At 72.7% G+C, this 24525-nt stretch carries 23 protein-coding genes; 9 read left to right on the top strand and 14 right to left on the bottom strand.

Annotated elements, in window-relative coordinates; all coding sequences use genetic code 11:
* A partial coding sequence (locus Q392_RS20040) for an IS5 family transposase (RefSeq protein ID WP_038211533.1) occupies nucleotides 1-259 on the bottom strand: 259 nt, incomplete at its 3' end.
* 72 nt (nucleotides 260-331) lie between these two features.
* Nucleotides 332-985 (bottom strand): NAD(P)-dependent oxidoreductase, encoded by a 654-nt coding sequence (locus Q392_RS20035; RefSeq protein ID WP_038211511.1) that lies wholly within the window; start codon nucleotides 983-985, stop codon nucleotides 332-334.
* A 108-nt stretch (nucleotides 986-1093) separates the two neighbouring features.
* On the opposite strand from Q392_RS20035, the gene Q392_RS20030 reads away from it, so the two are divergent.
* The gene (locus tag Q392_RS20030; protein ID WP_038211510.1) at nucleotides 1094-1999 is read left to right on the top strand and encodes a LysR family transcriptional regulator; all 906 of its coding nucleotides are present in this window, start codon (nucleotides 1094-1096) and stop codon (nucleotides 1997-1999) included.
* Nucleotides 2000-2005: 6 nt separating this feature from the next.
* On the opposite strand, the gene Q392_RS20025 is transcribed toward Q392_RS20030, so the two are convergent.
* The 5 genes from Q392_RS20025 to Q392_RS20005 form a co-directional block, all read right to left on the bottom strand.
* The gene (locus Q392_RS20025; RefSeq protein ID WP_038211509.1) at nucleotides 2006-3235 is read right to left on the bottom strand and encodes a phospholipase A; all 1230 of its coding nucleotides are present in this window, start codon (nucleotides 3233-3235) and stop codon (nucleotides 2006-2008) included.
* Nucleotides 3166-3648, bottom strand: a complete 483-nt coding sequence (locus Q392_RS20020; protein WP_038211508.1) for a hypothetical protein — start codon at nucleotides 3646-3648, stop codon at nucleotides 3166-3168. The genes Q392_RS20025 and Q392_RS20020 overlap by 70 nt, the downstream gene beginning before the upstream one ends.
* An 11-nt stretch (nucleotides 3649-3659) precedes the next feature.
* The gene (locus Q392_RS20015; protein WP_038211506.1) at nucleotides 3660-5732 is read right to left on the bottom strand and encodes an ATP-dependent helicase; all 2073 of its coding nucleotides are present in this window, start codon (nucleotides 5730-5732) and stop codon (nucleotides 3660-3662) included.
* Nucleotides 5733-5798: 66 nt separating this feature from the next.
* Nucleotides 5799-6161, bottom strand: a complete 363-nt coding sequence (locus Q392_RS20010) for a HepT-like ribonuclease domain-containing protein (protein WP_038211504.1) — start codon at nucleotides 6159-6161, stop codon at nucleotides 5799-5801.
* Nucleotides 6158-6448, bottom strand: a complete 291-nt coding sequence (locus tag Q392_RS20005; protein WP_038211502.1) for a nucleotidyltransferase family protein — start codon at nucleotides 6446-6448, stop codon at nucleotides 6158-6160. Before Q392_RS20005 ends, Q392_RS20010 begins: the two co-directional genes overlap by 4 nt.
* Nucleotides 6449-6529: 81 nt before the next feature.
* On the opposite strand from Q392_RS20005, the gene Q392_RS20000 reads away from it, so the two are divergent.
* The 3 genes from Q392_RS20000 to Q392_RS32905 all read left to right on the top strand — a co-directional run bounded on the left by Q392_RS20000 (nucleotide 6530) and on the right by Q392_RS32905 (nucleotide 9089).
* Complete coding sequence (locus Q392_RS20000) at nucleotides 6530-7510, top strand: AEC family transporter (RefSeq protein WP_038211501.1); 981 nt, start codon at nucleotides 6530-6532, stop codon at nucleotides 7508-7510.
* A 106-nt stretch (nucleotides 7511-7616) separates the two neighbouring features.
* Nucleotides 7617-8834, top strand: coding sequence for a protein kinase domain-containing protein (locus tag Q392_RS19995; protein WP_051953788.1), 1218 nt, complete (start codon nucleotides 7617-7619; stop codon nucleotides 8832-8834).
* A 105-nt stretch (nucleotides 8835-8939) separates the two neighbouring features.
* Nucleotides 8940-9089 (top strand): hypothetical protein, encoded by a 150-nt coding sequence (locus Q392_RS32905; protein ID WP_157008095.1) that lies wholly within the window; start codon nucleotides 8940-8942, stop codon nucleotides 9087-9089.
* Between the two features lie 5 nt (nucleotides 9090-9094).
* Here Q392_RS32905 and Q392_RS19990 read toward each other — a convergent pair whose 3' ends face one another.
* The gene (locus Q392_RS19990) at nucleotides 9095-11242 is read right to left on the bottom strand and encodes a primosomal protein N' (protein ID WP_051953787.1); all 2148 of its coding nucleotides are present in this window, start codon (nucleotides 11240-11242) and stop codon (nucleotides 9095-9097) included.
* Nucleotides 11243-11344: 102 nt separating this feature from the next.
* Here Q392_RS19990 and Q392_RS32900 point away from each other — a divergent pair, with 102 nt between their 5' ends.
* Nucleotides 11345-11623 carry a hypothetical protein gene (locus Q392_RS32900; RefSeq protein ID WP_157008093.1) on the top strand — a complete coding sequence of 93 codons (279 nt, stop codon included), beginning with the start codon at nucleotides 11345-11347 and terminating at the stop codon, nucleotides 11621-11623.
* Here the strand turns inward: Q392_RS32900 and hemE are convergent.
* The 5 genes from hemE to Q392_RS19965 form a co-directional block, all read right to left on the bottom strand.
* The gene (gene hemE / locus Q392_RS19985) at nucleotides 11584-12705 is read right to left on the bottom strand and encodes a uroporphyrinogen decarboxylase (protein WP_038211500.1); all 1122 of its coding nucleotides are present in this window, start codon (nucleotides 12703-12705) and stop codon (nucleotides 11584-11586) included. The two genes, Q392_RS32900 and hemE, sit on opposite strands and share 40 nt — an antisense overlap.
* A 43-nt stretch (nucleotides 12706-12748) precedes the next feature.
* Complete coding sequence (locus Q392_RS19980) at nucleotides 12749-15976, bottom strand: bifunctional cytochrome P450/NADPH--P450 reductase (protein WP_245610763.1); 3228 nt, start codon at nucleotides 15974-15976, stop codon at nucleotides 12749-12751.
* Between the two features lie 58 nt (nucleotides 15977-16034).
* Nucleotides 16035-16637: a thioredoxin family protein gene (locus tag Q392_RS19975; RefSeq protein WP_038211529.1), complete on the bottom strand. Its 603-nt coding sequence runs from the start codon at nucleotides 16635-16637 to the stop codon at nucleotides 16035-16037.
* A 221-nt stretch (nucleotides 16638-16858) separates the two neighbouring features.
* Nucleotides 16859-19006, bottom strand: a complete 2148-nt coding sequence (locus tag Q392_RS19970; RefSeq protein WP_038211527.1) for a protein-disulfide reductase DsbD family protein — start codon at nucleotides 19004-19006, stop codon at nucleotides 16859-16861.
* 206 nt (nucleotides 19007-19212) lie between these two features.
* Nucleotides 19213-19989 (bottom strand): alanyl-tRNA editing protein, encoded by a 777-nt coding sequence (locus tag Q392_RS19965; protein ID WP_038211526.1) that lies wholly within the window; start codon nucleotides 19987-19989, stop codon nucleotides 19213-19215.
* 78 nt (nucleotides 19990-20067) lie between these two features.
* Between Q392_RS19965 and Q392_RS19960 the strand changes: the two genes are divergently transcribed.
* The 4 genes from Q392_RS19960 (at nucleotide 20068) to Q392_RS19945 (ending at nucleotide 23106) form a co-directional block, all read left to right on the top strand.
* Nucleotides 20068-21429, top strand: coding sequence for a PQQ-dependent sugar dehydrogenase (locus tag Q392_RS19960; protein ID WP_157008091.1), 1362 nt, complete (start codon nucleotides 20068-20070; stop codon nucleotides 21427-21429).
* A gap of 131 nt (nucleotides 21430-21560) precedes the next feature.
* A complete protein-coding gene (locus Q392_RS19955; RefSeq protein ID WP_157008089.1) occupies nucleotides 21561-21860 on the top strand; it encodes a hypothetical protein in 300 nt (99 codons plus the stop codon).
* Between the two features lie 27 nt (nucleotides 21861-21887).
* Complete coding sequence (locus tag Q392_RS19950; RefSeq protein ID WP_038211495.1) at nucleotides 21888-22706, top strand: creatininase family protein; 819 nt, start codon at nucleotides 21888-21890, stop codon at nucleotides 22704-22706.
* 151 nt (nucleotides 22707-22857) lie between these two features.
* Nucleotides 22858-23106, top strand: a complete 249-nt coding sequence (locus Q392_RS19945) for a GlsB/YeaQ/YmgE family stress response membrane protein (protein WP_038211488.1) — start codon at nucleotides 22858-22860, stop codon at nucleotides 23104-23106.
* 31 nt (nucleotides 23107-23137) lie between these two features.
* On the opposite strand, the gene Q392_RS19940 is transcribed toward Q392_RS19945, so the two are convergent.
* Nucleotides 23138-24523, bottom strand: coding sequence for an L-serine ammonia-lyase (locus Q392_RS19940; protein WP_038211487.1), 1386 nt, complete (start codon nucleotides 24521-24523; stop codon nucleotides 23138-23140).
* Nucleotides 24524-24525: the final 2 nt, after the last annotated feature.

Here is a 24525-nt window from a genome sequence, read left to right as displayed (position 1 = left end):
TGACCAGCACGGCAAACACCCGCTCCCAGACACCAGCGGCGGCCCAGCGCGTGAAGCGCTTGTGCACGGTCTTGTACTTGCCGTAGCGTTGCGGCAGGTCGCTCCAGCGCGCACCCGAGCGCAGCACCCACAGCACGCCATTGACGAAGGCACGGTTGTCTGCGCCACTGCGCCCAGGGTCCGAGGCTTTGCCGGGCAGCAAACCCTCAAGACGCTTCCATTGGTGATCTGTCAGTTCGTAGCGGATCGGGCGAGACATTCAGGCTGGCTTCCTCCTGCCCGTATCGTCTCATCTCCCATGTTCGTCGCCCTGAATGTCGATTCAGCCTAGTCAGGACCAGGCGACGAAGCGCCTGCGGATGTGCGTGGGCTGTTCCAGCTCGTCGACGATGGCGGCGGCCAGGTCGGCGCTGCTGATGCCGGCGGGGATGCCGGCCTTCATCGGCACCTCGTCGCCGCCGGTCTGGTAGCGGCCGGTGCGCTCGCCCGGCGCGAGCAGCGGCGGCGGCGAGACGAAGGTCCAGTCCAGCGCGGTCTCGCCCTGCATGCGCGCCAGCTCGTCGCGTGCGGCCCGGGCGCCGGGCACCACGTTGGCCGGCACCTGGCCGGCGAACTCGGGCGTGTCCACCAACTGCACGCCGGGCGCCACGTACAGGCTGCCGGCGCCGCCGACCACCAGGAGGCGCTTCACGCCGGCCTGTTTCACGCCGTCGGCGATGGCCTTGGAGCCGGCCATGAACAATTCGTAGAGCTTCGGCTCGTTCCAGCCCGGGTTGTAGGCGCTGACGACGGCGTCCACGCCGGCCACCGCCCGGGCGACCTGGGTGCTGTCCAGCACGTCGGCCTGCACCACCTCCAGGCCGGGGCGCGCCTCGAGCTTGGCCGGGGTGCGGGCCAGGGCGCGCACCGCGTGGCCGCGCGACAGCAGTTCGTTCAGGAGGGCCGAGCCGACGAAGCCGGTGGCGCCGATGAGGGCGACGTTCATGAGGGATGTCCTTGAAAGATCGAAAAAAGCGATGAGGCAAGTCTCCCAGCTTCACGATCACGGCAGAAGTCCGAGAATCGAGACAACTTCGTTTAGCTGGACTTCACAATGGACGACTTCCGCCGCCTGGCCCTCTTCGCCGAGGTGGTGCGCTGCGGCTCCTTCAGCGCGGCCGCGCGGCACCTGCGCATCAGCACCTCGGCGGTGAGCCAGCAGGTGCGCGCGCTGGAGCAGGCGCACGGCGTCACGCTGCTGCACCGCACGACGCGCAAGCTGGCGCTCACCGAGGCCGGCGCGCGCTTCGCCGAGCACTGCCGGCGCATGGTGGAGGCCGCGGCCCAGGCCCGCGCGCAGCTCGACCTGGCGCGCGACGCGCCCGAGGGCGAGCTGCGCGTGGCCGCGCCGGTGGGCTTCGCCCGCCACCTCGGCCCGGCGCTGGCGCCGCTTTTGGCCCAGCATCCGGCGCTGGAGCTGCGCCTGCTGGTCGACGACGCCATGATCGACCTGGTCGACGCCCGCATCGACCTGGCGCTGCGCGTCGGCCGCCTGGCCGATTCGAGCTGGGTGGCGCAGCCCCTGTGCCGCTTCGAGATGCTGCTGTGCGCCGCGCCGGCCTGGCTGGCGCGTGCCGGCGAGCCGCGCACGCCGCAGGACCTCGCTATGCAGCAGTGGGTGGCCTCGCCGCGCGGCGGCCGGCTGCTGCGGCTGGAGCTGTCCGGCGCGGGCGGCGAGGTGCTGGCGCTGGAGGTGCCGGTGCGCGTCACCAGCAACAACCAGCTCACGCTGCAGCAGATGTGCGCGGCCGGCCTGGGCCTCGCGCCGCTGGTGCGTGCCGACGTCGACGACGAGCTGCGCGCCGGCCGGCTGGTGCCGGTGCTGCCGGGGTGGCGGCTGGCGCCGCTGCCGGTCTATGCGGTCACGCCGCAGCGCGACGGCCGGCCGGCCAAGGTGCGGCATGCCATCGCGGCGATCGAGCGCCACCTGCGCGGGCTGCCGGGCGCGCTGGGCGGATGAGGGCCGTCAGAAGTCCACCAGGCTCAGGCCGAAGCTGAACACGGTGCGCTTGCGGTTGTAGTCCACCAGCGTGTCGCCGTAGCCGTGATAGAGCTGGGTGTGCCAGCGCAGGTTGCTGGTGGCCGGGTCGCCGAGGGCGCGCATCCACTCCAGCCGCACGCCGCCGCGGCCGCTGCCGCCGATGGCGCCGCGCACCGTCATCGCCAGCGTGTTCTCCCGGTTCACGTACCAGCTGCCGGTGATCTCGCTGTGGCCCAGGTACTTGGTGATGTCCGGGTTGTCGTCGTCGGACGCGCCCTCGTGGATGCGCTTCCACACGCGGCCGGTGATGGCGAAGCGGTTGTCCAGCTCCACGCCGCCCATGAGGAACACGCGGTTCCAGCTGCGCGACAGCGGCAGGCTCTGGCCGTTGGACTGGTGCACGATGCCCACGCCGGCATAGCGCCAGCGCCAGCCCCAGGGCAGCTTCGCGTCGACCGGGTAGACGTACATCAGCTCCGGCTCGTGGTCGGTCGTGCGGAAGGGCCGCGAGATGTCGGCGCTGAACAGCTGCCAGGTGGACTGCTGCGAGTACGCGAACCACAGCGAATCCTTCTTGACCGGATTGCCCTGGGTGAGGAGGCCCTGCGCGAGCTTGGTGCGCACCGACAGGCCGATGCGCATCTCCTGTGCCTTGTAGTTCACCGGCGAGGCCGTGTGGCCGGGCGAGGGCGAGGTGGGCGTCTCGGGCGCATGGCTGGCGGTCGAGACGGACACGTTCAGCGGCCGGTAGCCGCGGAAGGTGAAGGTGCCGCAGTCGGTGCCTTCCTCCAGCTCCCAGAAGCGCGAGAGCGTGGAGTACTGCCGGTCGCGGCAGCCCTCGTCGCCGACGGCGATCACCCGCGTGGCGGGCACGCTGGCGTCCACCGGCCGGTCGGCCGCGGGCGCGCCGGGCGGCTGCGCGCTGGCCAGCGCGGGCGGTGCCGGCGGCAGGGCCGCTGCGGGCTGCGCCTGCTGCTGCGCCCAGCGGTCGAAGCAAGCCAGGCGGGCGTCCTTGTCGTCGGCCAGGCGGGCGCACTGCTGCCAAGTGAGCTGCGCCTCGGCCAGCGGGCTGGCGGGCGTGCCGTCGGGCCGGACCTGCGCCGCCGCCAGGCCGGGCAGCGCGCAGGAGCAGGCCAGGGCCAGCGTCAGGGGGAGGGTGGGGAGGCCCGGGTCAGCACGAAGCTGAGCGTGCGGTCGTCGGCTGCGTTTCGCCATGTTCCTTTGAACTCCTTGCCGCACGAGGCGGGAACCAGCTCGGCCGTCCAGACCGCGCTGATGCTGCGGCCGTCGCGCGATTCGTCGAGCGCGAGGATGCCGTCGTCGGTCACGTCGCCGGCGAGCTGGGATGTGTGGGGGGAAGCCGGGCCGCCGCGCGTCACGCTGCCGCGCACGCTGCCGGCGTATTCGGGGTGGGCATGCAGCGCCACGGAAGCGGCATCCGCCGCGCCGTCGAAGCGCGCCAGCCAGCGCCCGTAGAGTGCCTCGACCGGCAGCGCCCGCGCGTCGGCCGGGCAACCCGGCGGCGCGTCGGACGAGGCCGCGTCTTTCCCCGCCGGCGCCGCGCAGGCGGCCAGCAGCAGGGCGCACAGGGCGGCGGCGAACCAGCGGGACAGGAGGCGCGCACGCATGCTTCTTCGCCTCACCCGGCCGCGTTGGCCGCGGCCTGCTGCTGCGCCTTGCGCGCGAACTCGGCGCGCAGCGCCTTGAGCTTCTCGCGCGGGTCTTCCTTCGCGGTGGTCTTGTCCAGCGCCATCTCGGCGATGAAGCGGCTGGGCAGGGCCTGCACCATCTCGCGGCCCTTCTTGCGGCGCTTGAGCCAGCTCACCGCCAGCGTGCGCTGCGCGCGGGTGATGCCCACGTACATCAGGCGGCGCTCTTCCTGCAGGCGCTCGGCGATGCTCTCGCTCACCTTCTCCTGGCGGCCCTCGTCGTCGTCCAGCTTGAAGGGCAGCAGGCCCTCGTTCACGCCGACCAGCATCACGTGCGGCCATTCCAGGCCCTTGGCGGCGTGCAGGGTGGACAGGGTGAGCACGTTCTGGTCCTGTTCGCGCTCGCTGATGGTCGAGAGCAGCGAGATGGTCTGCGCCACCTCGAGCAGGCTCTTGGGCTCCTCGGCCTGCGCGTTGGCGCCGCTGGCGTCGGCGATCTGGCCGCCGCAGCGCTGGGCCATCCAGTCGCAGAACTCCATCACGTTGGTCCAGCGCGCGGCCGCGGCCTGCTCGCTGTCCTCGCCGTCGTAGAGATGCTTCTCGTACTCGATTTCCTTGAGCCAGGTGTTCAGGAAGGCGCGCGCGTCCTCGGCGCCCTTGGTGTGGCGGGCGCGGTATTCGAGGTCGTTGATGTAGCGGCCGAACTCGTGCAGCCCTTCGATGCCGCGCTTGGGCACGGCGCTGGGCAGCGAAGGCGAGAACAGCGCCTCGAACAGGCTGACCTTGTACTGGCTGGCGAACACGCCCAGCTGCGCCAGCGTGGTGTGGCCGATGCCGCGCTTGGGCGTGGTCACGGCGCGCAGGAAGGCCGGGTCGTCGTCGTTGTTGACCCACAGGCGGAACCAGCCGCACAGGTCGCGGATCTCGGCGCGGTCGAAGAAGCTCTGCCCGCCCGAGACCTTGTAGGGGATGTTGGCGCGGCGCAGCGCCTGCTCGAACACGCGCGCCTGGTGGTTGGCGCGGTAGAGGATGGCGAAGTCGCGCCACTCCTTGTGCGCCGAGGCCTCGCGCAGGCCCTGGATGCGCGCCACCGCGCGCTCGGCCTCGTGCTGCTCGTTGTCGCAGTCGACCACGCGCACCGGCTCGCCCTCGCCCAGATCGGAGAACAGCGTCTTCGGGAACAGCTTGGGATTGGGCCCGATCACGTTGTTGGCCGCGCGCAGGATGGCGCTGGTGGAGCGGTAGTTCTGCTCCAGCTTGATGACCTTGAGCTCGGGGAAGTCGACCGGCAGCTTCTTCAGGTTGTCCAGCGTGGCGCCGCGCCAGCCGTAGATCGACTGGTCGTCGTCGCCCACCGCGGTGAAGCGGCCGCGCTCCCCGGTCAGCAGCTTGAGCACCTCGTACTGCGTGGCGTTGGTGTCCTGGTACTCGTCCACCAGGATGTGGCCGAGCTGGCGCTGCCACTTCTCGCGCACCGCGTCGTGCTTGCGCAGCAGCTGCAGCGGCAGGCCGATCAGGTCGTCGAAATCCACGCTCTGGTAGGCCGCGAGGCGTTCCTCGTAGCGCGCCATGATCTTCGCGGTGATGCGCTCGTTGTCGTCGGCCGCCTGGGCCTCCGCCGCCGCCGCGTTCAGGCCCATGTTCTTCCACTTGCTGATGGTCCACTGCCAGAGGCGGGCGGTGGCCGCGTCGGTGGTGCCGCCGGCGTCCTTCAGGATCTTCAGCACGTCGTCGCTGTCGAGGATGCTGAACTGCGGCTTGAGCCCCAGCACCGCGCCGTCCTCGCGCATCATGCGCACGCCCAGCGCGTGGAAAGTGCACACCACCACGCCCTTCGCGGGCTTGCCGATCAGGCCCTTGGCCCGTTCGCGCATCTCCGCCGCCGCCTTGTTGGTGAAGGTGATGGCGGCGATGCGCTTCGGGTCCAGCCCGGCCTGGATCAGCCGCGCGATCTTGTGCGTGATGACGCGCGTCTTGCCCGAGCCCGCGCCGGCGAGCACGAGGCAGGGGCCGTGCAGGTAGTTCACGGCTTCCTGCTGGGCGAGGTTGAGGCCGGCGGACATGCGAACGAAAAAAGGAAAAGGATTCTCGACAAGGAAAAGGGCAGCGCAGGCACGCCCTTGGCGGGATCAGCCCGCGAGTGCGCGGGCGGCGGCTTTCACGTGCTGGTGCAAGTCCGGCAGGTCGCTGCGGATCGTCCTCCAGACGATCTCGAAGTCCACCTTGAAGTAGCCGTGGGCGACAGCGTTGCGCATCTGGTAGGCGAACGAGAGCGGCAACTCGGGATGCGCCGCCGAGAACTCGGGGTGGTGTTTCTGTATGTTGTTGCTGGCCTCGCCGATGATTTCCAGGTTCCGGATCACGGCGTCCTGGACCAAGGGGGTGTTCAGGAACGCGGCTTCATCCATGTTCCCGGTGTAGCGGCCGATGCGCTCGATGGCTTCGGTGATGTGGGCGAGATAGTCGGCAAGGCGCTGCTGGCCGCTGGTCATACGGGACGGGCCTCCGCGAGCACGCTGTCCCGGAACGTGTCGGGCAGGGCGTTGGGCGTCAGCACGTCCACCGGCACGCCCAGCAGCTCGGCCAACTCGTGGCGGATCGCACCGATGTCGAGCAGCGTCGTCTCGGGTGTCGGGTCGATGAGGATGTCCAGGTCGCTGCTGTCCGTGTCGTGGCCGCGCAGCACCGAGCCGAACACCCGCGCGTTGCGGGCGCGATGCGACTCCACCACGCGTCGGATCGTGGCGCGGTGCGAGGCCAGGGCTTCGGAAGGTTTCATGCGTTTCCGGACGGGGGCTGAGTCGGGCAATGATACGGGCCGCCCCCGTACGCTCGTCCGGCTGCATGACAATGCGCCGCCGTGCTGGCCGTCTTTCTCGTCACCTTCCCCTTCTTCGCCCTGATCGCGGCCGGCTACGCGGCGGCGCGCTCGCGCCTGCTGCCGCTGGAGGCCATCCCGGGCCTCAATGCCTTCGTGCTGTTCTTCGCGCTGCCGTGCATGCTCTACCAGTTCGGGGCGCGCACGCCGATCGCGCAGCTGCTCGACGCCAGCGTGGCGCTGGTGTGGGGCGCGGCGGCGCTGCTGGTGGTGGCGGCCACGGTGCGCCTGACGCGGCGCGGGCGCATCGGCTGGAACGACGCGGCCTTCGGCGCGCTGGTGGCGGCCTTCCCCAACACCGGCTTCATGGGCGTGCCGCTGCTGGCGGCGCTGCTGGGCGCGGCAGCGACGGGGCCGGTGATCATCTCGATCGTGTTCGACATGGTCGTGACCTCCTCGCTGTGCATCGCACTGTCGCGGCTGGACGCGACGGGCCACGCCGGCGGCGCCGCGTTCTGGCAGGCGGCGCGCAAGGCGCTGCGCGGCATCGTGCTGAACCCGATGCCCTGGTCGATCCTGCTGGGCGCGGCGGCCTCGGCCGCGCAGTGGCGGCTGCCGGGGCCGGCCGACCGCACCGTCTCCATGCTGGCCGACGCCGCCTCGCCGGCGGCCCTGTTCACCATCGGCGCCGTGCTGGCGCGCGGGGCGCTGCTGGCGCGGGCGCAAGGGGCCTCCTCGCGACGCGGCGCCGTGGCGGACGTGCTGCCGGTGGTGCTGGTCAAGCTGGTGGCGCACCCGCTGCTGGTGGCCGGGCTGGGCGCCGCCGCGCGCGCCGCGGGGTTGCCGCTGTCGCAGGGCGCACTCGTCACGCTGGTGCTGGTGGCGGCCCTGCCCAGCGCCAGCAACGTCTCGATGCTGGCCGAGCGCTTCGGCGCCGACAACGCGCGCATCGCCCGCATCATCCTGTGGACGACCGTGGCGGCCTTCTTCAGCTTTCCGCTGGCGGTCGGCTGGCTGCGCTGAGCCTGGGTGCCGCCATGCAGGCGTGCGCTCACGCCTCTTACATAAATGAATTCTTTAGTATTCATTGACTGGTACATTCGCCCCGCAACTCAGGGAGAACCCAGTCATGAATGCGCTGCAACAGGGCGGCGGCGCGGCAGAGCCCGCGCCTGCCGCCGCTGATCCGCCGTCTGCCCACCTGCTCCCCGCCGGCGAACCGGCGGGCGATTTCCGCCTCCTCGGCCTGATCGGCGAGGGCGCCTCCGGCATCGTCTACCGCGCCGACCAGCCGCCCAGCCGGCGCGAGTGCGCCGTCAGGGAATACCTGCCGGTGCCGCTGGCCTCGCGCGTGGCGGGTACCGAGCGGGTGCAGCCCCGCTCCGGCGCGCACGCGGCGGCCTTCGATGCCGGGCGCCTTCACTTCCTCGACGGCGCGCGGGTGCTGATGCGCCTGAACCACCCGGCGCTGGCCAAGGTGCTGGCGCGTTGGGAGGCCAACGGCACCGCCTACCAGGCCATGCCCGTGTACGAGGGGCCGACGCTGGCGCAGGCGCTGGCCCGCCGCGGCGGCCCGTCGGACGAGCGGGAACTCCTCGGCTGGCTGCTGCCGCTGCTCGACGCGCTGCGGCTGCTCCACGCGCAGCCCTGCCTGCATCGCGGCATCACGCCCTGGAACATCGTGCTGGCCGAGCGCGGGCCAGTGCTGCTGGACCTGGGCGGACCCGGCGATGCGCCCCCCGTTTCGGCTGCCGCCCGCCGCTATGCCGCACCCGAGGTGGACGGTGCCCGGGCGCAGGAGCAGGGGCCGTGGAGCGACCTCTATGCGCTGGCTGCGGTGGCCTGCGAAGCCCTCACGGGCCATCCGCCGCCGCCGGCCGCCGAGCGGATGGTGGACGACCGCCTGCAGCGGCTGTCGCGGCTGGCCGGCCCGGCCTGTGGCGCGCCGCTGCTGGCGACGCTGGACGCCGCCCTGGCGCTGCGGCCGGAAGACCGGCCGCGCAGCGCCGCCGACTTCCTGCAGCGCCTGCAGGGCGGCGGCCCTGCATCGCAGCCGCCGGCCTCGCCGCGGGAGGCGCTCCGCATCGCGCCGGCCGCCGCCGCGCACGCACAGCCTGCCGTGCCGTCGCCGTCTGCGGCCGGCAGGCGCGACCGCGGCGTCGTCCTGGTGGCCCTGGTCGCCGCGCTCGCCGGCGCCGCCCTGCTGTGGCTGTGGCCGGCCGACCGGGAGACCGCGCCGCCGCCGGCCCCGCACAAGTCGGCGCCGATGGCCGCGGCGCGGTCGGGCGATGACCTCACGCTTCTGGGCCCTGTCTCGTCGGGGGCAGGACGTCGTGTCGGCATGTAGGTAAAAATGCTGACCCTTCGGCACGGATTTGGCCCGCACAGTGGGCGTCTGTGACCGGGCCGGCCGGTGCACGGGAGGCGGGCGGCGAGACCAGGAGGGCTTGTCATGGGAACACTGATGCTTTGGTGGGGCGTGCTGCTCGCGGTGCTGGCGATCGGCGGCTGGGCGGCGCTGCAGCGGCTGCGCGGCCGGCGCCGCCGTCACGGGCCGCTGCGCTACGTGCAGATGAGCAAGCGCCCGCTCGAAACGGGCTGATCGGATCAGATGCTCTGCGGGTCCACGTCGACCAGCCAGCGGATGATGCCCTTGCCTTCGGGCGTGCGCCGCAGGGCGTGCAGCAGCGGCTGCCAGCCGGCCAGCAGGCGCTGCAGCGCGGCGCGCGAGTCGCTTTCGACCAGCATCTGGGCGCGCTCGACGTTGGCCACGCGCTGCACCGCCAGCGGCACCGGCGGGTAGCGCATCACCCGCGCGGCCTCGGGCAGCGACTCGGCCGCGCTGCTGGCGGCCTGCAGGAAGGCCTGCGCCGCCTCCTGCGTGCGCGCATCGGCCCGCAGCAGGGCCTGGAAGCTGAAGGGCGGCATGCCGGCCGCCTGCCGCTCGGCGAGCTGCCGCGCGGCGAAGGCCGGGTAGTCGTGCCGGCGCAGCGCGTCGAACAGCGGGTGCTGCGGGTGGTGCGTCTGGATCCACATCTCGGCCGTGCTGCCCTGCGCCGCCAGCCACGCGCTGTCGCGGCCGGCACGGCCGGCGGACTGCATCAGCAGCGAGAACAGGCGCTCCGGCGCGCGGAAGTCGCTGGAGAACAGGGCCGAATCGGGGTTCGCGGCCGCCACCAGCGTGATGCGCCGGAAATCATGCCCCTTGGCGATCATCTGCGTGCCCACCAGCACGTCCACGTCGCCGGCGTGGACCTCGGCGAGCTGGCGCTCCAGCGCGCCCTCGTGGCGGGTGCTGTCGGCGTCGATGCGGGCCACGCGCACCGGCGTGCCGTCGGGGCGCGCCACGCCGGCGAACAGCTCCGCCAGGTGCTCCTCCAGCCGCTCGGTGCCGCGGCCGACCGGCGCGATGTCCGGGTTGCCGCAGGCCGGGCAGGCGCGCGGCACCCGCTCGGTGAAGCCGCAGTGGTGGCAGCGCAGGGTGCGGTCGATCTTGTGGAAGACGCGGAAGGCGCTGCAATGAGGGCACTCGCTCTTCCAGCCGCAGTCGGCGCAGGCCAGCACCGGCGCGTAGCCGCGGCGGTTGAGGAAGACCATGCTCTGCTCGCCGCGCGCCACGCGCTCGCCGATGGCCTCCAGGAGCGGCGGCGAGAGCACCGTGCCGCCGGGCTGGCGCGTCATGTCCACCAGCCGCACCCGGGGCAGCGCCCCTTCGCCGATGCGCGAGGGCATGGCCAGGCGCCGGTAGCGGCCGCCCGGGTCCTCGCCTTCCGGCGGGCGGCTGCTGTGCCAGCTCTCGAGCGAGGGCGTGGCCGAGCCGAGCAGCACCTTGGCGCCCTCGCGCCGGCCGCGCCACACGGCCAGGTCGCGTGCCGAGTAGCGCGCGCCCTCCTGCTGCTTGTAGCTGGGGTCGTGCTCCTCGTCGACCACGATCAACGCCAGCCGCGGCAGCGCGGCGAACACCGCCATGCGCGTGCCCAGCACGATGCGCGCGCGCCCCAGGTGCGCCGCCAGCCAGGCCGCCAGCCGCTGCGGCGGCGTCATGCCGCTGTGCATGGCGACCACCGCATCCTCGCCGTACAGCGGCGCGAAGCGGGCCCGGAAGCGCGCCTCCAGCTGGGGCGTGAGGTTGATCTCCGGCACCATGACCAGCGCCTGGGCCGCGCCGTCGGCGGCCAGGGCGTCGGCCACGGCGCGCAGGTAGACCTCGGTCTTGCCGCTGCCGGTGCTGCCGAAGAGCAGGAAGGGGCCGGCCTCCTGCACCACGGCCGCCAGCACGGCCGCCTGCTCGGCGCTGGGTTCGGGCGGAAGGTCCGTGGCGGCGCCCGGCGCGGCGGCGGGCCGGGCCGCCTGCCGCTTCAGGCGTCGGGCGAGCTGGGTGGCGTCCAGGTCGCGCAACTGCGGCGGCAGGGCGGCCAGCGCCACCTCGCCGCGCGAGCGCTGGTAGTAGCGCGCGGTGAAGTCGACCAGGTCGCGCCAGGCGGCCGGCAGGGGCGCCAGGCCGTCGAGCACGGCCGCCACGGGTCGCAGTGCAGGAAGGAGGGCGTCGCTGCCCGGCTCTTCCGACGCGGCCGCCGCGGGCTCCCACACCACGCCCAGCACCTCGCGCCGTCCCAGGGGCACCCGCACCAGCGTGCCGGGCGGCAGGGCCGCCGGCGCCAGGTAGCTCAGCAGGTCGCCCAACGCCGCGTGCGCCGGGGTCTGGACCGCCACCTGCACCACCGTCGCCGCGGGGCCTTCGGATGTGCCGCTCATTTCTACATTCCGTCTCAGCAAGCGGCCTTAAGTCGTTGATTCCACGGCGCTTTGCGCTTCATCCAAAGAAGATGTGGATAACTTTGTTGATAGAGCGGCCCCATGCGCCCCGAAGGCGCATGGATCAAGGCTTCCGCCGTTTTGCACGCAAAAAGGGCAAAGATGGAAAATCCTTTGAAATCAACCACTTGTGCACGCTATCGCTTTGGTAGCGGCGGCATTCTGCGAAGCGGAATTTTTGCGCGCCGCAGCAGTACCGGTGTGCATAAGTCAGCCGCTCCTCACGTTTTCAGTCTTGACAAATCGCGACGTCGCAAAACCGAATTTACAAACTATCACAATCAGCGGCCGGCCTGCGCGGCGCGCAGCGCGCGTGAGTGAGCGTGCACTGCGCCGACCAGTGCCGCCACGTGTTCCGGCGGCGTGAACTGGCTGATGCCGTGCCCCAGGTTGAAGATGTGCGCGGGGCCCGGCGACGCGGCGTCGGTGTGCGGGACGCCGAAGCTGTCGAGCACCTTCCGGGCCTCGGTTTCGATGCGTTCGGGGGGCGCGAAGAGCACGTTCGGGTCCAAGTTGCCCTGTAGCGCCTTGGCCCGCGGGCCGTGCTCGCCCACCTGCGCACGGGCGGCGCCCAGGTTCACCGTCCAGTCCAGGCCCAGCACCTCGCAGTCCAGCGCGCCCATCTCCGCCAGCCACAGGCCGCCGCCCTTGGTGAAGACGACGCGTGGCACGTCCTGCCCGTCGGGGCCATGGCGCTTGAGCTGCGCCAGCACGCGCGCCGTGTAGGCCAGGCTGAAATCCTGGAAGGCCCCGTCGGCCAGCACGCCGCCCCAACTGTCGAAGACCATCACCGCCTGCGCGCCGGCGTCGATCTGGGCGTTGAGGTACGCCGCCACCGCGTCGGCGTTGACTGCCAGGATGCGGTGCATCAGGTCGGGCCGGCCGTAGAGCATGGACTTGACCAGCCGGTAGTCGCTGGAGCCGGCGCCCTCGACCATGTAGCAGGCCAGCGTCCAGGGGCTGCCCGAGAAGCCGATCAGCGGCACCCGGCCGGCCAGCGCGCGGCGGATGGAGGCGACGGCGTCGAACACGTAGCGCAGCCGCTCCAGGTCGGGCACGGCCAGCGCGGCCACGGCGGCCTCGTCACGCACCGGCCGGGCGAAGCGCGGGCCTTCGCCGGCCTCGAAGGACAGGCCCAGCCCCATCGCGTCGGGCACCGTGAGGATGTCGGAGAACAGGATCGCCGCGTCCAGCGGGAAGCGCTCCAGCGGCTGCAGCGTGACCTCGGTGGCGAAGTCCACGTTCGTCGCCAGCCCCATGAAGCTGCCGGCCTTCGCCCGCGTCGCCACGTATTCGGGCAGGTAGCGCCCGGCCTGGCGCATCAGCCAGACCGGCGTGTGATCGGTGGCCTGGCGCCGGCAGGCGCGCAGGAAGGTGTCGTTCTTCAGCGGGGCGAAAGGCATCGGCGGATTGTCGCCCCGATGCCTGCGCCGGCCGGGGGCGCTGCTAGGCGAACACGTCGGACACGTAGCGCCCGCTCTCGCGCTCGATCTTCTCGACCCAGGCCTCGGCCGCCTCGGGCGTGGCGCCCACGGCTTCCTGGTAGATGCGCACGAAGGTCTCGCGCACGGCGGGCGCCATGTGGCGGCCGTCGCCGCAGACATACACGTGCGCGCCCCTGCGGAACAGCTCGGACACGTCGGCGCGGTCCTGCCAGAGCCGGTGCTGCACGAAGCTGACGCCGCCCTCCGGCGCCTTGAAGAAGGCCGGCCGCACGCTGACCACGCCGGCCGCCTCCCAGGCAGCCAGCTCGTCCTTGTAGAGGAAGTCGACGTCGGGGTGGTCGCAGCCGAAGAACAGCAGCGAGCGCGCCACGCTGCGCCCGCTCAGCGCCTGCATGGCGCGCTCCTGCAGGAAGCCGCGGAAGGGCGCCAGGCCGGTGCCGGCGCAGACCATGATCATCGGCACCTCGGGCGAGGCGGGCGGATGGAAGTTGTCGTTGGACGAGCGCACCGCCACCACCACGCGCGTGCCCGGTGCGCAGTTGGCGAGGTAGGTGGAGGCCATGCCCTGGTAGCGCCCGCGGCCCGACAGCGCGGGCGCGTCCACCACCGCCACGGTGAGCGTGCAGCGCTCGGGGTTCCACAGCGGCGAGGAGGAGATCGAGTACTGGCGCGCCCGCGCCGGCGGCAGCATCTCCAGGAAGGCGGCCAGCCCCAGGCCGCAGGCCGGGTAGCGCTCCAGCAGCTCGAGCACGCTGACGCGCTTGGCCAGCACGTCGCGCTGGTAGGCGCCTTCCTCGGCCAGGGCGCGCAGTTCGGCCTGCTGCGGGCCTTCGGTGGCGTCGGCCAGGGCAGCCACCTGGCCGCGGGTGGCGGGCTGGGCCAGTTCGACGTAGTGGAACAGCACCTCGCTGGCATTGACGGGGTGGTCCACCGGCAGCGAGGTGAGGCTGCTGTCGGGCTTGCGGATGATGATCTGGCTGTCGGAGGCCAGGTCGAAGCGCTTGAGCGCGCGCATCACCACGCCGATCGGGTTGTGCGGCAGCACCGAGAGGTAGTCGCCGGCGCGGTAGCTCATGCCCTCGGGCAGCGCGATCTCGATGTGTCGCTTGGAGCGGCCCATGGGCGAGTTCATGTCGACCAGTTCGCGGTTCTCCTTGACCTCGCCGTGCTGCAGGTCGCCCAGGCGCAGCAGGGCGGCGCGACCGTCCTTGATGCGCTCGACCTGCAACTGCGCGCCGCCGGGCGCGGCCTGCACCTGCTTGCCCAGGGCCTGGCCGAAGTCGGCCCACAGGCCCGCATACCACTCGTCGAAGGCGCCGAAGAAGTCGCCGCCGGCGTCGGTCTCGCCGCGCGCGCGCAGCCGGGTGGCGCCGGCGGCGGCCAGCGCGGCGTCGAAGCGCTGCGGCACCGCCTGGTAGGTGCGGGCCCATTGGCGGTTGCCGCAGCCGAACACGGCGTAGCGCACGCCCTTCAGCGCGTCGGGCGCCAGGGCGTCCAGCCAGGCGGCGAACTGGCGTGCGTTGTCCGGCGGCTGGCCCTCGTAGGAGGCGGTGACGACCACCACCGCGCCCTCGGTGGGCAGGCTGCCGGCGTGGTCGTCCAGCGCCGCGGCCTGCGCCGCGTAGCCTTGCGCGGCGGCGTCGCTGGCGATGCGCTCGGCGAAGGCCTCGCAGGAGCCGGTGTTGGAGCCGTACAGCACCAGGAGCGGCGTGGCCTGCTGGCCCGGCGCCAGGGCCGGCGCGGCGGGCGCCGGCGCGGGGGCGGCGGCCTTCTGCGGCGCCAGCACGCCGCGCGGCTTGAAGGAGGCGGTGCCGCGCCGCTTGACGCGGATGCGCAGGCCCGAGGGCTTGAGCGTCAGCGTCTCGGCCACCTTGAGCTGGTAGGAGGGGTCGTCCTCGATCAGGTCGAAGCGCTGCAGGATCATCGCCACCAGCAGGATCGCCTCCTGCATCGCGAAGGGCCGGCCGATGCAGGCGCGCTGGCCGTTGCCGAAGGGCTTCCAGGCGTTGGGCGGCAGCGCGGCCATGGCCTCGGGCTCGAAGCGCTCGGGGCGGAAGGCCTCGACGTCCTCGCCCCAGACGGCGGTGTCGCGGTGCAGCATGGGCGTGAGCACCATCACGGTGTCGCGCTTGGTGAGGGGGTACCTGCCGCCGAGCACCACGTCCTGCAGCGGCTTGAGCGCGAAGGCCGGCGCCGTCGGCCAGATGCGCAGCGTCTCCATCAGCACCTGCTCGATGTACTTCAGCCGGCCGATGTGCTCCACGCGCGGCATCTCGTCGCCCAGCACCGCGTCGGCCTCGGCGCGGGCCTTGGCCAGCACCTGCGGGTTCTTCAGCAGGAAGTAGGTGGCGAAGGACAGCATGCCGCTGGTCGTCTCGTGGCCGGCGATCAGGAAGGTGAGCATCTGGTGGCGGATGTTCTCGTCCGACAGGCCCTCGCCGGTGACCGGGTCGCGCCCCTGCAGCATGATGCCCAGCAGGTCCTTCTTGTTCGCCGCGTCGGGGTCGCGCCTGCGCTCGGCGATCAGCTCGTCGGCCACCTGGCGCATCAGCGCCAGGTCGTCCTCGTAGGCGCGGCGCTTGCGCAGCAGCAGCTTGCTGGCGATCTCGGGGCGCCGCGTGCGCGCGCCGGCCTCGGCCAGCGCGTCGACCATGGCGCCGACGAAGGGGTGCATCTCCGTCTGGTAGAAGCTGTTGAAGCGGTAGTCGAAGGCGCACAGCGCGATGGTGTCGAGGGTCATGCGCGTCATGTCCTCGGTCACCTCGATCACGTTGGCGGGGCCGAAGCGCTCCCAGCGCACCAGCATCTGGTCGGCGATGTCCAGCATGCGGTCGAACATGCCGCGGATGCCGATCGGGCCGAAGGCCGGCATCAGCAGCCGGTGGGCCACGGCCCAGTTGGGCTCGTCCGTCCTGGCGGTGAACAGGCCGTCGCCGGCGAAGTCGCGGATGTTCTTCAGCGCGCCCGAGATGCGCTTGTCGAAGCGCTTCTCATCGCAGACTTCGTCGACCAGCGCCTGCGAGCTGACGACGACCAGCGGGTGGCCGAAGAAGTCGAGCTGGTAGATCGGGCCGTAGGTCTGCGCCAGGCGCATGAAGCCCTGGATCGGCGCTTCGCCGTCGATGGCGCGCAGGTTGCCGATGAAGGGGTCGGCCTTGGGCTGGGGGATGGTGTCGGTGTGCGCCATGCTCGCGGGGAAGGAAGAGACGATGGCGGCATCGTCACCCATTCCCCGCCCCGCCCGGGCGCGTGCTAACCCTGCCCCGCGGGCAGGGCCGCTGCGCGGATCAGGTCTTGTATTTGATCGAGCAGCCGTAGGCGCGCGTGCTCGCGGCCGAGATCGGCTTGCCGCCGAAGGCCTCGGCCAGCGCCTGGTTCACGTAGTTGGTGGCGGTCTTGATGTCGTCCACGCGCGCCGATGGGATGCTGTCGATGCCGCCGGCATACACCAGCACGCCCTTGGGGTCGATGATGTACAGGTGCGGCGTGGTGCGCGCGCCGTAGGCCTGGCCGATGATGCCGTCCTCGTCCATCAGCACGTGCGTGGCGGCGGCGGACTGCTCCTGCATCCAGGCGGCCAGCCGCTCGGGCGCCAGGTAGTCGCTGGCGGCGCGCTCGGTGGAGTTGATGGCCAGCCACACGACGCCCTTGGCGGTGGCGGCCTTCTGCGTGGCCGGCATGTTGCCGCTGCCGTAGTGCTTGCGCACGAAGGGGCAGCCGGGGTTGGTCCACTCCAGCACGACGTACTTGCCGGCGAAGTCGGACAGCTTGTGGCGCTGGCCGGCGGTGTCGACGGCGACGAAATCCGGTGCCGGCTGGCCCACGGCCGGCGCGGCGTGCGCGGGCGCATCGAGCAGCAGCGTGGCGCCCAGGGCCATGGCGGCGGCCATCACGGCGCGGCGCGAAGCGCGGTCCAGCGCGGCGCGGGCGGCCTGGACCTTGCGTACGGCGCGCTGCGAACGGGTGCCGGCGGCGGCGGACGGCGCGGTGTCGTTCTGCATGGTGCGAAGTTCTCCTTTCGGGCGATGAATCTTCATTGGTGGACGCAGCTTAGACCGGCTTTTTCACGTGCGTGCGACAACCTGTTCTGCAGCAGGGGCATCACTATTCCTCACAGATTCGCCAGGGCCTGGCGCACCTCGTCGGCGGAGAGGATCTCGCTCATCACCACCGGCGGGCGGCCCGGCGCCTGCAGCACGTAGACCGGCACGCCGCTGCGCCCGAGCGCGGCCAGCGCGGCGGTGATGGCCGGGTCGCGCCGCGTCCAGTCGGCGCGCAGCAGTGCCACGTTGCGCTGCGCGAAGTCGCCGAGCACGCCGGCGTCGGCCAGGGTGGTCTTCTTGTTGTACTGGCAGGTGATGCACCAGGCGGCGGTGAAGTCCACGAACACCGGCCGGCCCTCGGCCTGCAGCCGGGCGGCGCGCTCGGCGGACCAGGGCTCCCAGGCCGTGGCGGCGGACGACAGCGTGGCCGCCGGCGCCTCGCGCACGACGTTCGGGCCCAGCCCCAGCGCCAGTGCCGCGAAGGCGGCCGCCAGCACGGCGCCGAATCCCCAGCGCGCGCGGCCGCGCAGCGTCAGCGCCCACACCACCGCGCTGCCGGCCACCAGCAGCGCCAGCAGGGCGGCGGCGCCGTCGATGCCGCTTTGCTGCCCCAGCACCCACACCAGCCAGGCCACCGTGGCGAACATCGGGAAGGCGAGGAAGCGGCGCAGCGTCTCCATCCAGGGCCCGGGCTTCGGCAGCCGGCGCGCCACCGCGGGTACGAAGCCGGCCAGCAGGTAGGGCAGCGCCAGGCCGAAGCCCAGCACCGCGAACAGCAGCAGCGCCTGCGCCGCCGGCAGGCCGATGGCCAGCCCCAGCGAGGCGCCCATGAACGGGGCGGTGCACGGCGAGGCCACCAGCACCGCCAGCACGCCGGAGAGGAAGTCGTTGGCCACCGGGTGCTTCAGCTGCGCCGAGGCGGCGGAGGCGGGCGCCAGCATGCGCAGCTCGAACAGGCCCGCCAGGTTCAGGCCGATCAGCGTGAACAGCGCGGCCAGCGCCGCCACCACCGCCGGCGACTGCAGCTGGAAGCCCCAGCCCAGTTGCGCGCCGGCCGCGCGCAGCGCCAGCATCGCGCCGCCCAGCGCCAGCAGCGAGAGCACCACGCCGGCCGTGTAGGCCAGCGCGGCCAGGCGATGGCCGCGCCGGTCGCCCGCCGCGCGGGTGAAGCCCAGCACCTTGATCGCCAGCACCGGGAAGACGCAGGGCATCAGGTTCAGCAGCAGGCCGCCGAGCAGGGCGCCCAGCAGCGCCGCGGCGAAGGTGGCACCCGGTGCCGCGGCCACGGGGGCGGGCGCCGCCGCGGCGTTCTGCGCCAGCGCGGCCTGCAGCGCGGGCGACACCGCGGCGGGCGCGGCCAGGGCGGGCCAGGCGCCGCTCACCGGCGCTTCGACGCGCCAGGCGACCGGTCGTCCGGCCGCGGCGGCGCTGGTGCGGTCGGTGCCGTCCAGCGCCAGCACCCAGGCCATCGCGGCCGGGCTGGCGCCGCGCTGCTCGGCCACCGGCAAGGTGGCGGTCCAGGCGGCGCCGTCCCAGGCGCCGGTCCAGTCCCTGCCGGCGATGGCGCCGTTGCGGATCACCTCGCCTTCCTCGGGATAGGCGTCCAGCGTCTTGCCGCGGGCGCCGTCGGGCAGGCCTTCGACGTGCAGCTTCAGCGCGGCGCCGCCGTCGGCGATCTCGATGCGCGTGCGGGCCTGCGGCAGCGCGGCGGGGCGGGCCGCCAGCGCGGCGTCGAACTCGCTGCCGTGCGAAGCGGTGGAACCCTGCGCCGGCAGTTGCAGCGAGAACTCGCCTTCTTCCGGGATGCACTCCTTGCGGCACACCAGCCAGGAGGCCGAGAGCTTCACCGGCACGGCCGCCGGCCCGGCGGAGAAGTCCGCCGCCACCGTCACCGGCACCGGCAGCAGCACCGTGTCCTCGTAGCCGTAGTTGGCCAGGTTGCCGATCGGGATCTTGCGCGGCGTCGGCCAGTCCACGTCGCCGGCGGCCAGGCCCGGCGGAAGCGTCCAGCGCAGCTCGGTCGGCAGGCCGGAGTCGCCGGCGTTCTTCCAGTAGGTGTGCCACTCGGGCTGGTGGGTGATCTTCAGGCCCAGCCAGACGGTGGCGCCCGGCGCCACGCCCTGCGGCGCATGGGCCAGCAGCTCGGCGCGCACGTGCGGCGTCTGCACCACCGGGCCGGCGGGCGCCTTGGCGGAGAACTGCGCCAGGGCGCCCATCGGCAGGGCGCAGGCGGCGATCAGGAGGGGGGCGAGCAGGCGGCGCAGCACGGCGGGTCGGAGCCAGGCGGAGGGCAAAGGTTCCGGCGCGGCGTCAGGCCCAGCCCAGCACCACCCTGCGGGTGGTGGCACTCTTTTTTGCCGGCGCGTCACATGCGCCTGGCGGCGCAGATGTGAGCGCCGTCCAAAAAGGTGCTTCGCTGCGCTCATGGGGTGTTCCACCCCAGCACCACCCTGCGGGTGGTGGCACTCTTTTTTTCGATCTTGGTCACCACCACCGCGCCGATCTCGCGCGTGTTGGCGACGTGCGTGCCGCCGCAGGGCTGCAGGTCCACGGGCGCTTCCTCCGCGCCGATGCGGATGGTGCGCACCGTGCCGCTGCCGCGCGGCGGCTGCACGCTCATGCTGCGCACCAGTTGCGGGTTGGCGTCCAGCTCGGCATCGGTCACCGCGCCGACCGTGAGCGGATGAGCCTCGGCCACCAGCCGCGCCAGCCCGGCGCCGAGCTGCTCCTTGTCCAGCGCCTCGGTCATGTGGAAGTCCAGCCGGGCGTGCTCCGGCGTGATCGAGCAGCCGTCCACCGGCTGCGGCACCAGGTGGCACAGCAGGTGGGTCGCGGTGTGGAAGCGCATCAGGCGGTGGCGCCGCGCCCAGTCGACGCGCGCCGTGACGGGCGTGCCCGGCGCCAGGCGGGCGAGCAGCGCCTCCTGCCCCGGCGCGGGCAGATGCAGGATGGCGGCGGTCGGCCGGCCCTCGGCGTCCTTGGCCTTGCGCGTGTCGGCGATGGCCAGCTCGCTGCCGTCCTCCAGCACCAGCACGCCCGCATCGCCGGCCTGGCCGCCGCCCAGCGGGTAGAACACGGTGCGGTCCAGCACCACCGCGCCCTGCGCGTCCAGGCCCAGCACCCGGGCGGGGCATTCGCGCAAATAGGCGTCGGTGCGGAACAGGTCGGCGGTGGCGGTGTCGAAAAGCGCGTCTGACATGCCGGGATGGTAGACGCCGACGCCGCGGCCAGCCGGCTGGCGGCGGGGTGTCCCCCGGCGATGGTGGATCATCGGCCCATGCGCATCTCTGCCTTCCGTTCCCCGCGCCGCCTGCGGCTGCCGGCCCTGGCCGCCGCCATCGTGCTGGCCGTTGCCGGCTGCGGCGACACCGCGCGGCTGCCCTTCGAGGCCGGCGTGGGCCCGGACCCGCAACTGCCCGCGCCGCGCAGCAGCCTGGTGCCCACCGTGCGCATCGCCGAGGCGGCCGGCTGGGCCGAGGGCGGCACGCCGGTGGCGCCGCCGGGCTTCAAGGTCACGGCGCTGGCGCGCGGGCTGGAACACCCGCGCTGGCTCTACGTGCTGCCCAACGGCGACGTGCTGGTGGCCGAGAGCAACCGCCCGGCCCGGCGTGAACCCGAGGACGACGGCCTGTGGCAGAAGCTGCGCGACCGCGCCAGCGCCGCCGTGATGAAGCGCGCCGGCGCCGGCGTGCCCAGCCCCGACCGCATCGTCCTGCTGCGCGATGCCGATGGCGACGGCGTGGCCGAGCTGCGCACCATCTTCGCTGCCGGGCTCACCTCGCCCTTCGGCATGGCGCTGGTGGGCCGCGAGCTGTTCGTGGCCAATGCCGACGCGCTGGTGAAGCTGCCCTACGCACCCGGCCGCACGGCCGCCATGGGCGCCCCCGTCAAGGTGACCGACCTGCCCGCCGGCCGCAACCATCACTGGACCAAGAACGTGCTGGCCAGCCCCGACGGCAGGCGCCTGTACGTCACCGTCGGTTCCAACAGCAACGTCGGCGAGCACGGGCTGGACGAGGAGGAGGGCCGTGCCGCCATCTGGGAGGTCGACCCGAAGACCGGCGCCAAGCGCCTGTTCGCCACCGGCCTGCGCAACCCCAACGGGCTGGCCTGGGAGCCCGAGACCCAGGTGCTCTGGACGGTGGTGAACGAGCGCGACGAGATCGGCAGCGACCTGGTGCCCGACTACCTGACCTCGGTACAGGAGGGCGCCTTCTACGGCTGGCCCTGGAGCTACTGGGGCCAGCATGTGGACGAGCGCGTGAAGCCGCCGCAGCCCGAGCGCGTGGCGCAGGCCGTGCGCCCGGACTACGGCCTGGGCAACCACGTCGCGCCGCTGGGCCTGGCCTTCTCCAGCCCGCGCGGCATGCCGCCGGAATTCGCCCGTGGCGCCTTCATCGGCGAGCACGGCTCCTGGAACCGCAACCCGCCCTCGGGCTACAAGGTGGTGTTCGTGCCCTTCGCGCAGGGCCGCCCCGAGGGGCTGCCGAAGGACTTCCTCACTGGCTTCCTGTCGGCCGACGGCAAGGCGCAGGGCCGGCCGGTGGGCGTGGCGCTGGACCGCAGCGGTGCGCTGCTGGTGGCCGACGACGTGGGCAACGTCGTGTGGCGGGTGGCGCGGGAGAAGGCCGGTCGCTGAACCCGAACGTGACGAAATCTGGAAAAACGTAGTCAAAAGTTCGCTACTTTCCGGCGGGCGAATTAGACTGGCCGTCCATTCGACAAGACAACGCCCGGCCTTCCGGACCGGGCGACCAGGGAAAGATCAACGTGCCTGAAGGAATCCTCGGCTGGCTCATCGTGGCCGCCTTCTTCGTCCTGCTGGTGGCGGTCGTGCTGGTGCGTGTGCGCCGCCGCGGCCGCGGGCTCTCCACCGCCGACATGGTGCGCCGCCGGCGCGAGCTGCAGCAGCAGCTGCAGGACCTGGCCGGCGATGCCGGCTCGCAGCTCGCCCAGCTGGAAGGGCGCCGCCTCGGCGAGGCCAGCACCAGCCTGGCGGCGCTGGAGGCCGCGATCGCCCGCGCCGAGAAGATCCAGTCCCGCGAGCGCGAGACGACCTCCCTGCGTTGAGCACGCCGGCGCGCCTAAGATCGCGCCATGACCGCCTCCCCGCCGCCCCGCTTCTGGGCCCAGCTCGGCACCCGCGACTTCGCCGCCCTCGACCCGGCCGCCGCCGTCGCCGTGCTGCCGCTGGGCGCCACCGAGCAGCACGGCCCGCACCTGCCGCTGGAGGTGGACACCGTGCTGGCCGACGGCATCGTGCGGGCGGCCCTGCCGCTGCTGCCGGCGGCGCTGCCGGTGCTGTTCCTGCCCACGCAGGCCATCGGCCTCAGCCCGGAGCACGCGCGCTTCGCCGGCACGCTCACGCTCTCGGCCGAGACGCTGATCCGCATGTGGAAGGAGATCGGCGCCTGCGTGGCCCGCGCCGGGCTGAAGAAGCTGGTGCTGTTCAACGCGCACGGCGGCCACGTCGGCGCGATGGACATCGTCGCCCGCGAGCTGCGCGAGGCGCACGACCTGCTGGTGTGGAGCGTGAGCTGGTTCAACCTGCCGCTGGCCGACGCCGCCGGCCGCCCCATCGCGCTGGACCGCTTCGACGTGCACGCCGGCCAGTCCGAGACGGCCATGATGCTGGCGCTCGCGCCCGGCGCGGTGCGCATGGACGCGGCGCAGGACTTCCGGCCGGCCTCCGAGCAGCGCGCCGCCGACTACCCCGTGATCGGCAACGGCCGCAGCGCCCGGCTGGGCTGGGCGATGCAGGACTACCACCCGCAGGGCGCCGCCGGCAATGCCGCCGCCGCCACCGCCGGGCAGGGGCGCATGCTGGTGGAGGCGGCCGCGCGCGGCCTCGCCCAGGTGCTGCAGGAGGTGTCGCGGGTGCCGCTGTCGGCGCTCGGGCCCGACCCCGCAGGCTGAAAAGGACGGGCGCCGCGCCCACCCGCTTGTAGGACATTGGCAGACAGCGCCGGCGGCCGCGCGCCCGCACAATGCACCGGCGCGCGGAGGGCGGCGCCACTATCATGCGCCGGCTGTCGCATCACCCCGTTCAACAAGAGGAAAGAACACCATGAGCATCATCTGGACCATCCTGATCGGCTTCGTCGTCGGCCTGATCGCGCGTGCCGTCAAGCCCGGCGACGACTCGGCCGGCTTCATCGTCACCACCGTCATCGGCATCCTGGGCTCGGTGGTCGCGACCTATCTCGGCCAGGCGATGGGCTGGTATGCCGCGGGCCAGCCGGCCAGCTTCATCGCCTCGGTGCTCGGCGCGATCGTCCTGCTGGTGCTGTGGGGGCTGATCCGCAAGAAGACCTGAAGCAAACCGGCCGCGCCGGCGGAGGGCGGGTTCAGCACTCCACCACGTTGACGGCCAGGCCGCCGAGCGAAGTCTCCTTGTAGGTGAACTTCATGTCCTCGCCGGTCTGCTTCATGGTGCGGATGATGGTGTCCAGCGACACGTAGTGGCTGCCGTCGCCGCGCAGCGCCATGCGCGCGGCGTTGATGGCCTTGACGGCGCCCATCGCGTTGCGCTCCACGCAGGGGATCTGCACCAGCCCGCCCACCGGGTCGCAGGTGAGGCCGAGGTTGTGCTCCATGCCGATCTCGGCCGCGTTCTCCACCTGCCGCGGCGTGCCGCCCTGCGCGGCGGCCAGCGCACCGGCCGCCATCGAGCAGGCCACGCCCACCTCGCCCTGGCAGCCGACCTCGGCGCCCGAGATGGAGGCGTTGGTCTTGTAGAGCATGCCGATGGCCGCGGCGGTGAGCAGGAAGTCGATCACGCCCGCCTCGCCCGCGCCGGGCACGAACTTCACGTAGTAGTGCAGCACCGCCGGCACCACGCCGGCGGCGCCGTTGGTGGGGGCGGTGACCACGCGCCCGCCCGCGGCGTTCTCCTCGTTCACGGCCATGGCGAAGGCGTTGACCCAGTCCATCGCCGCCAGTGGGTCGGCGCCCGCGCCGCCCGCCGAGAGGCTGCGGTACAGCTCGGGCGCGCGCCGGCGCATGTGCAGCGCGCCAGGCAGCGGCTCGGCCGCCTGCGCGTTGCCGATGCCGAAGCCGCGCTGCACGCAGTCCTGCATCACCTGCCAGATGCGCAGCAGGCCGGCGCGCACCTCGGCCTCGGGGCGCCAGGCGCACTCGTTGGCCAGCACCAGCGAGGCGATCGAGCGCTGCTGCGCTGCGGCGTGCGCCATCAGTTCGTCGCCGGTGCCGAAGGGGAAGGGCAGCGGCACGGCATGCGCCGACGTGGCCGGCGCCTCGGCGCCGCCCTCGACCACGAAGCCGCCGCCGACCGAGAAGTAGTGCGCCTCGCGCAGCAGCGCGCCGGCCGCGTCGAAGGCGGCCACGCGCATCGCGTTGGGATGCTCGGGCATCGAGCGCTCGCCGAGGAAGGCGATGTCGCGCTGCGGATCGAACTCGATGGCGTGCGTGCCCAGCAGCGGCAGGCGCTTGTCGCGCCGCACGCCGGCGACCTGCGCGGCGGCGCGGGCCGGGTCCACCGTGTCGGGCGCCTCGCCCATCAGGCCCAGCAGCACGCCCTGGTCGGTGGCGTGGCCGCGGCCGGTCGCGCCGAGCGAGCCGAACAGCTCCACCTGCACCCGCGCGGCGCGCGCCAGCAGCTCCTGCGCTTCGAGCGAGCGCGCGAACATCAGCGCCGCGCGCATCGGCCCCACCGTGTGCGAACTGGAGGGGCCGATGCCGATCTTGAAGATGTCGAAGGCGGACAGCATCAGCG

This window comes from Xenophilus azovorans DSM 13620, from assembly GCF_000745855.1.
GTDB lineage: Bacteria > Pseudomonadota > Gammaproteobacteria > Burkholderiales > Burkholderiaceae_C > Xenophilus > Xenophilus azovorans.
Note: the sequence above shows the minus strand (reverse complement) of the source record. Positions and strands in the feature narration are given on the sequence as shown.

What these genes read in the sequence shown, in the direction of transcription:
- Q392_RS20035 (WP_038211511.1), bottom strand. Translation starts at nt 985, where the DNA reads ATGAACGTCGCCCTCATCGGCGCCACCGGCTTCGTCGGCTCGGCCCTC.
- Q392_RS20030 (WP_038211510.1), top strand. Translation starts at nt 1,094, where the DNA reads ATGGACGACTTCCGCCGCCTGGCCCTCTTCGCCGAGGTGGTGCGCTGC.
- Q392_RS20025 (WP_038211509.1), bottom strand. Translation starts at nt 3,235, where the DNA reads ATGGCGAAACGCAGCCGACGACCGCACGCTCAGCTTCGTGCTGACCCG.
- Q392_RS20020 (WP_038211508.1), bottom strand. Translation starts at nt 3,648, where the DNA reads ATGCGTGCGCGCCTCCTGTCCCGCTGGTTCGCCGCCGCCCTGTGCGCC.
- Q392_RS20015 (WP_038211506.1), bottom strand. Translation starts at nt 5,732, where the DNA reads ATGTCCGCCGGCCTCAACCTCGCCCAGCAGGAAGCCGTGAACTACCTG.
- Q392_RS20010 (WP_038211504.1), bottom strand. Translation starts at nt 6,161, where the DNA reads ATGACCAGCGGCCAGCAGCGCCTTGCCGACTATCTCGCCCACATCACC.
- Q392_RS20005 (WP_038211502.1), bottom strand. Translation starts at nt 6,448, where the DNA reads ATGAAACCTTCCGAAGCCCTGGCCTCGCACCGCGCCACGATCCGACGC.
- Q392_RS19995 (WP_051953788.1), top strand. Translation starts at nt 7,617, where the DNA reads ATGAATGCGCTGCAACAGGGCGGCGGCGCGGCAGAGCCCGCGCCTGCC.
- Q392_RS32905 (WP_157008095.1), top strand. Translation starts at nt 8,940, where the DNA reads ATGGGAACACTGATGCTTTGGTGGGGCGTGCTGCTCGCGGTGCTGGCG.
- Q392_RS19990 (WP_051953787.1), bottom strand. Translation starts at nt 11,242, where the DNA reads ATGAGCGGCACATCCGAAGGCCCCGCGGCGACGGTGGTGCAGGTGGCG.
- Q392_RS32900 (WP_157008093.1), top strand. Translation starts at nt 11,345, where the DNA reads ATGCGCCCCGAAGGCGCATGGATCAAGGCTTCCGCCGTTTTGCACGCA.
- hemE (WP_038211500.1), bottom strand. Translation starts at nt 12,705, where the DNA reads ATGCCTTTCGCCCCGCTGAAGAACGACACCTTCCTGCGCGCCTGCCGG.
- Q392_RS19980 (WP_245610763.1), bottom strand. Translation starts at nt 15,976, where the DNA reads ATGGGTGACGATGCCGCCATCGTCTCTTCCTTCCCCGCGAGCATGGCG.
- Q392_RS19975 (WP_038211529.1), bottom strand. Translation starts at nt 16,637, where the DNA reads ATGGCCGCCGCCATGGCCCTGGGCGCCACGCTGCTGCTCGATGCGCCC.
- Q392_RS19970 (WP_038211527.1), bottom strand. Translation starts at nt 19,006, where the DNA reads ATGGGCGCCCTGGCGCAGTTCTCCGCCAAGGCGCCCGCCGGCCCGGTG.
- Q392_RS19965 (WP_038211526.1), bottom strand. Translation starts at nt 19,989, where the DNA reads ATGTCAGACGCGCTTTTCGACACCGCCACCGCCGACCTGTTCCGCACC.
- Q392_RS19960 (WP_157008091.1), top strand. Translation starts at nt 20,068, where the DNA reads ATGCGCATCTCTGCCTTCCGTTCCCCGCGCCGCCTGCGGCTGCCGGCC.
- Q392_RS19950 (WP_038211495.1), top strand. Translation starts at nt 21,888, where the DNA reads ATGACCGCCTCCCCGCCGCCCCGCTTCTGGGCCCAGCTCGGCACCCGC.
- Q392_RS19945 (WP_038211488.1), top strand. Translation starts at nt 22,858, where the DNA reads ATGAGCATCATCTGGACCATCCTGATCGGCTTCGTCGTCGGCCTGATC.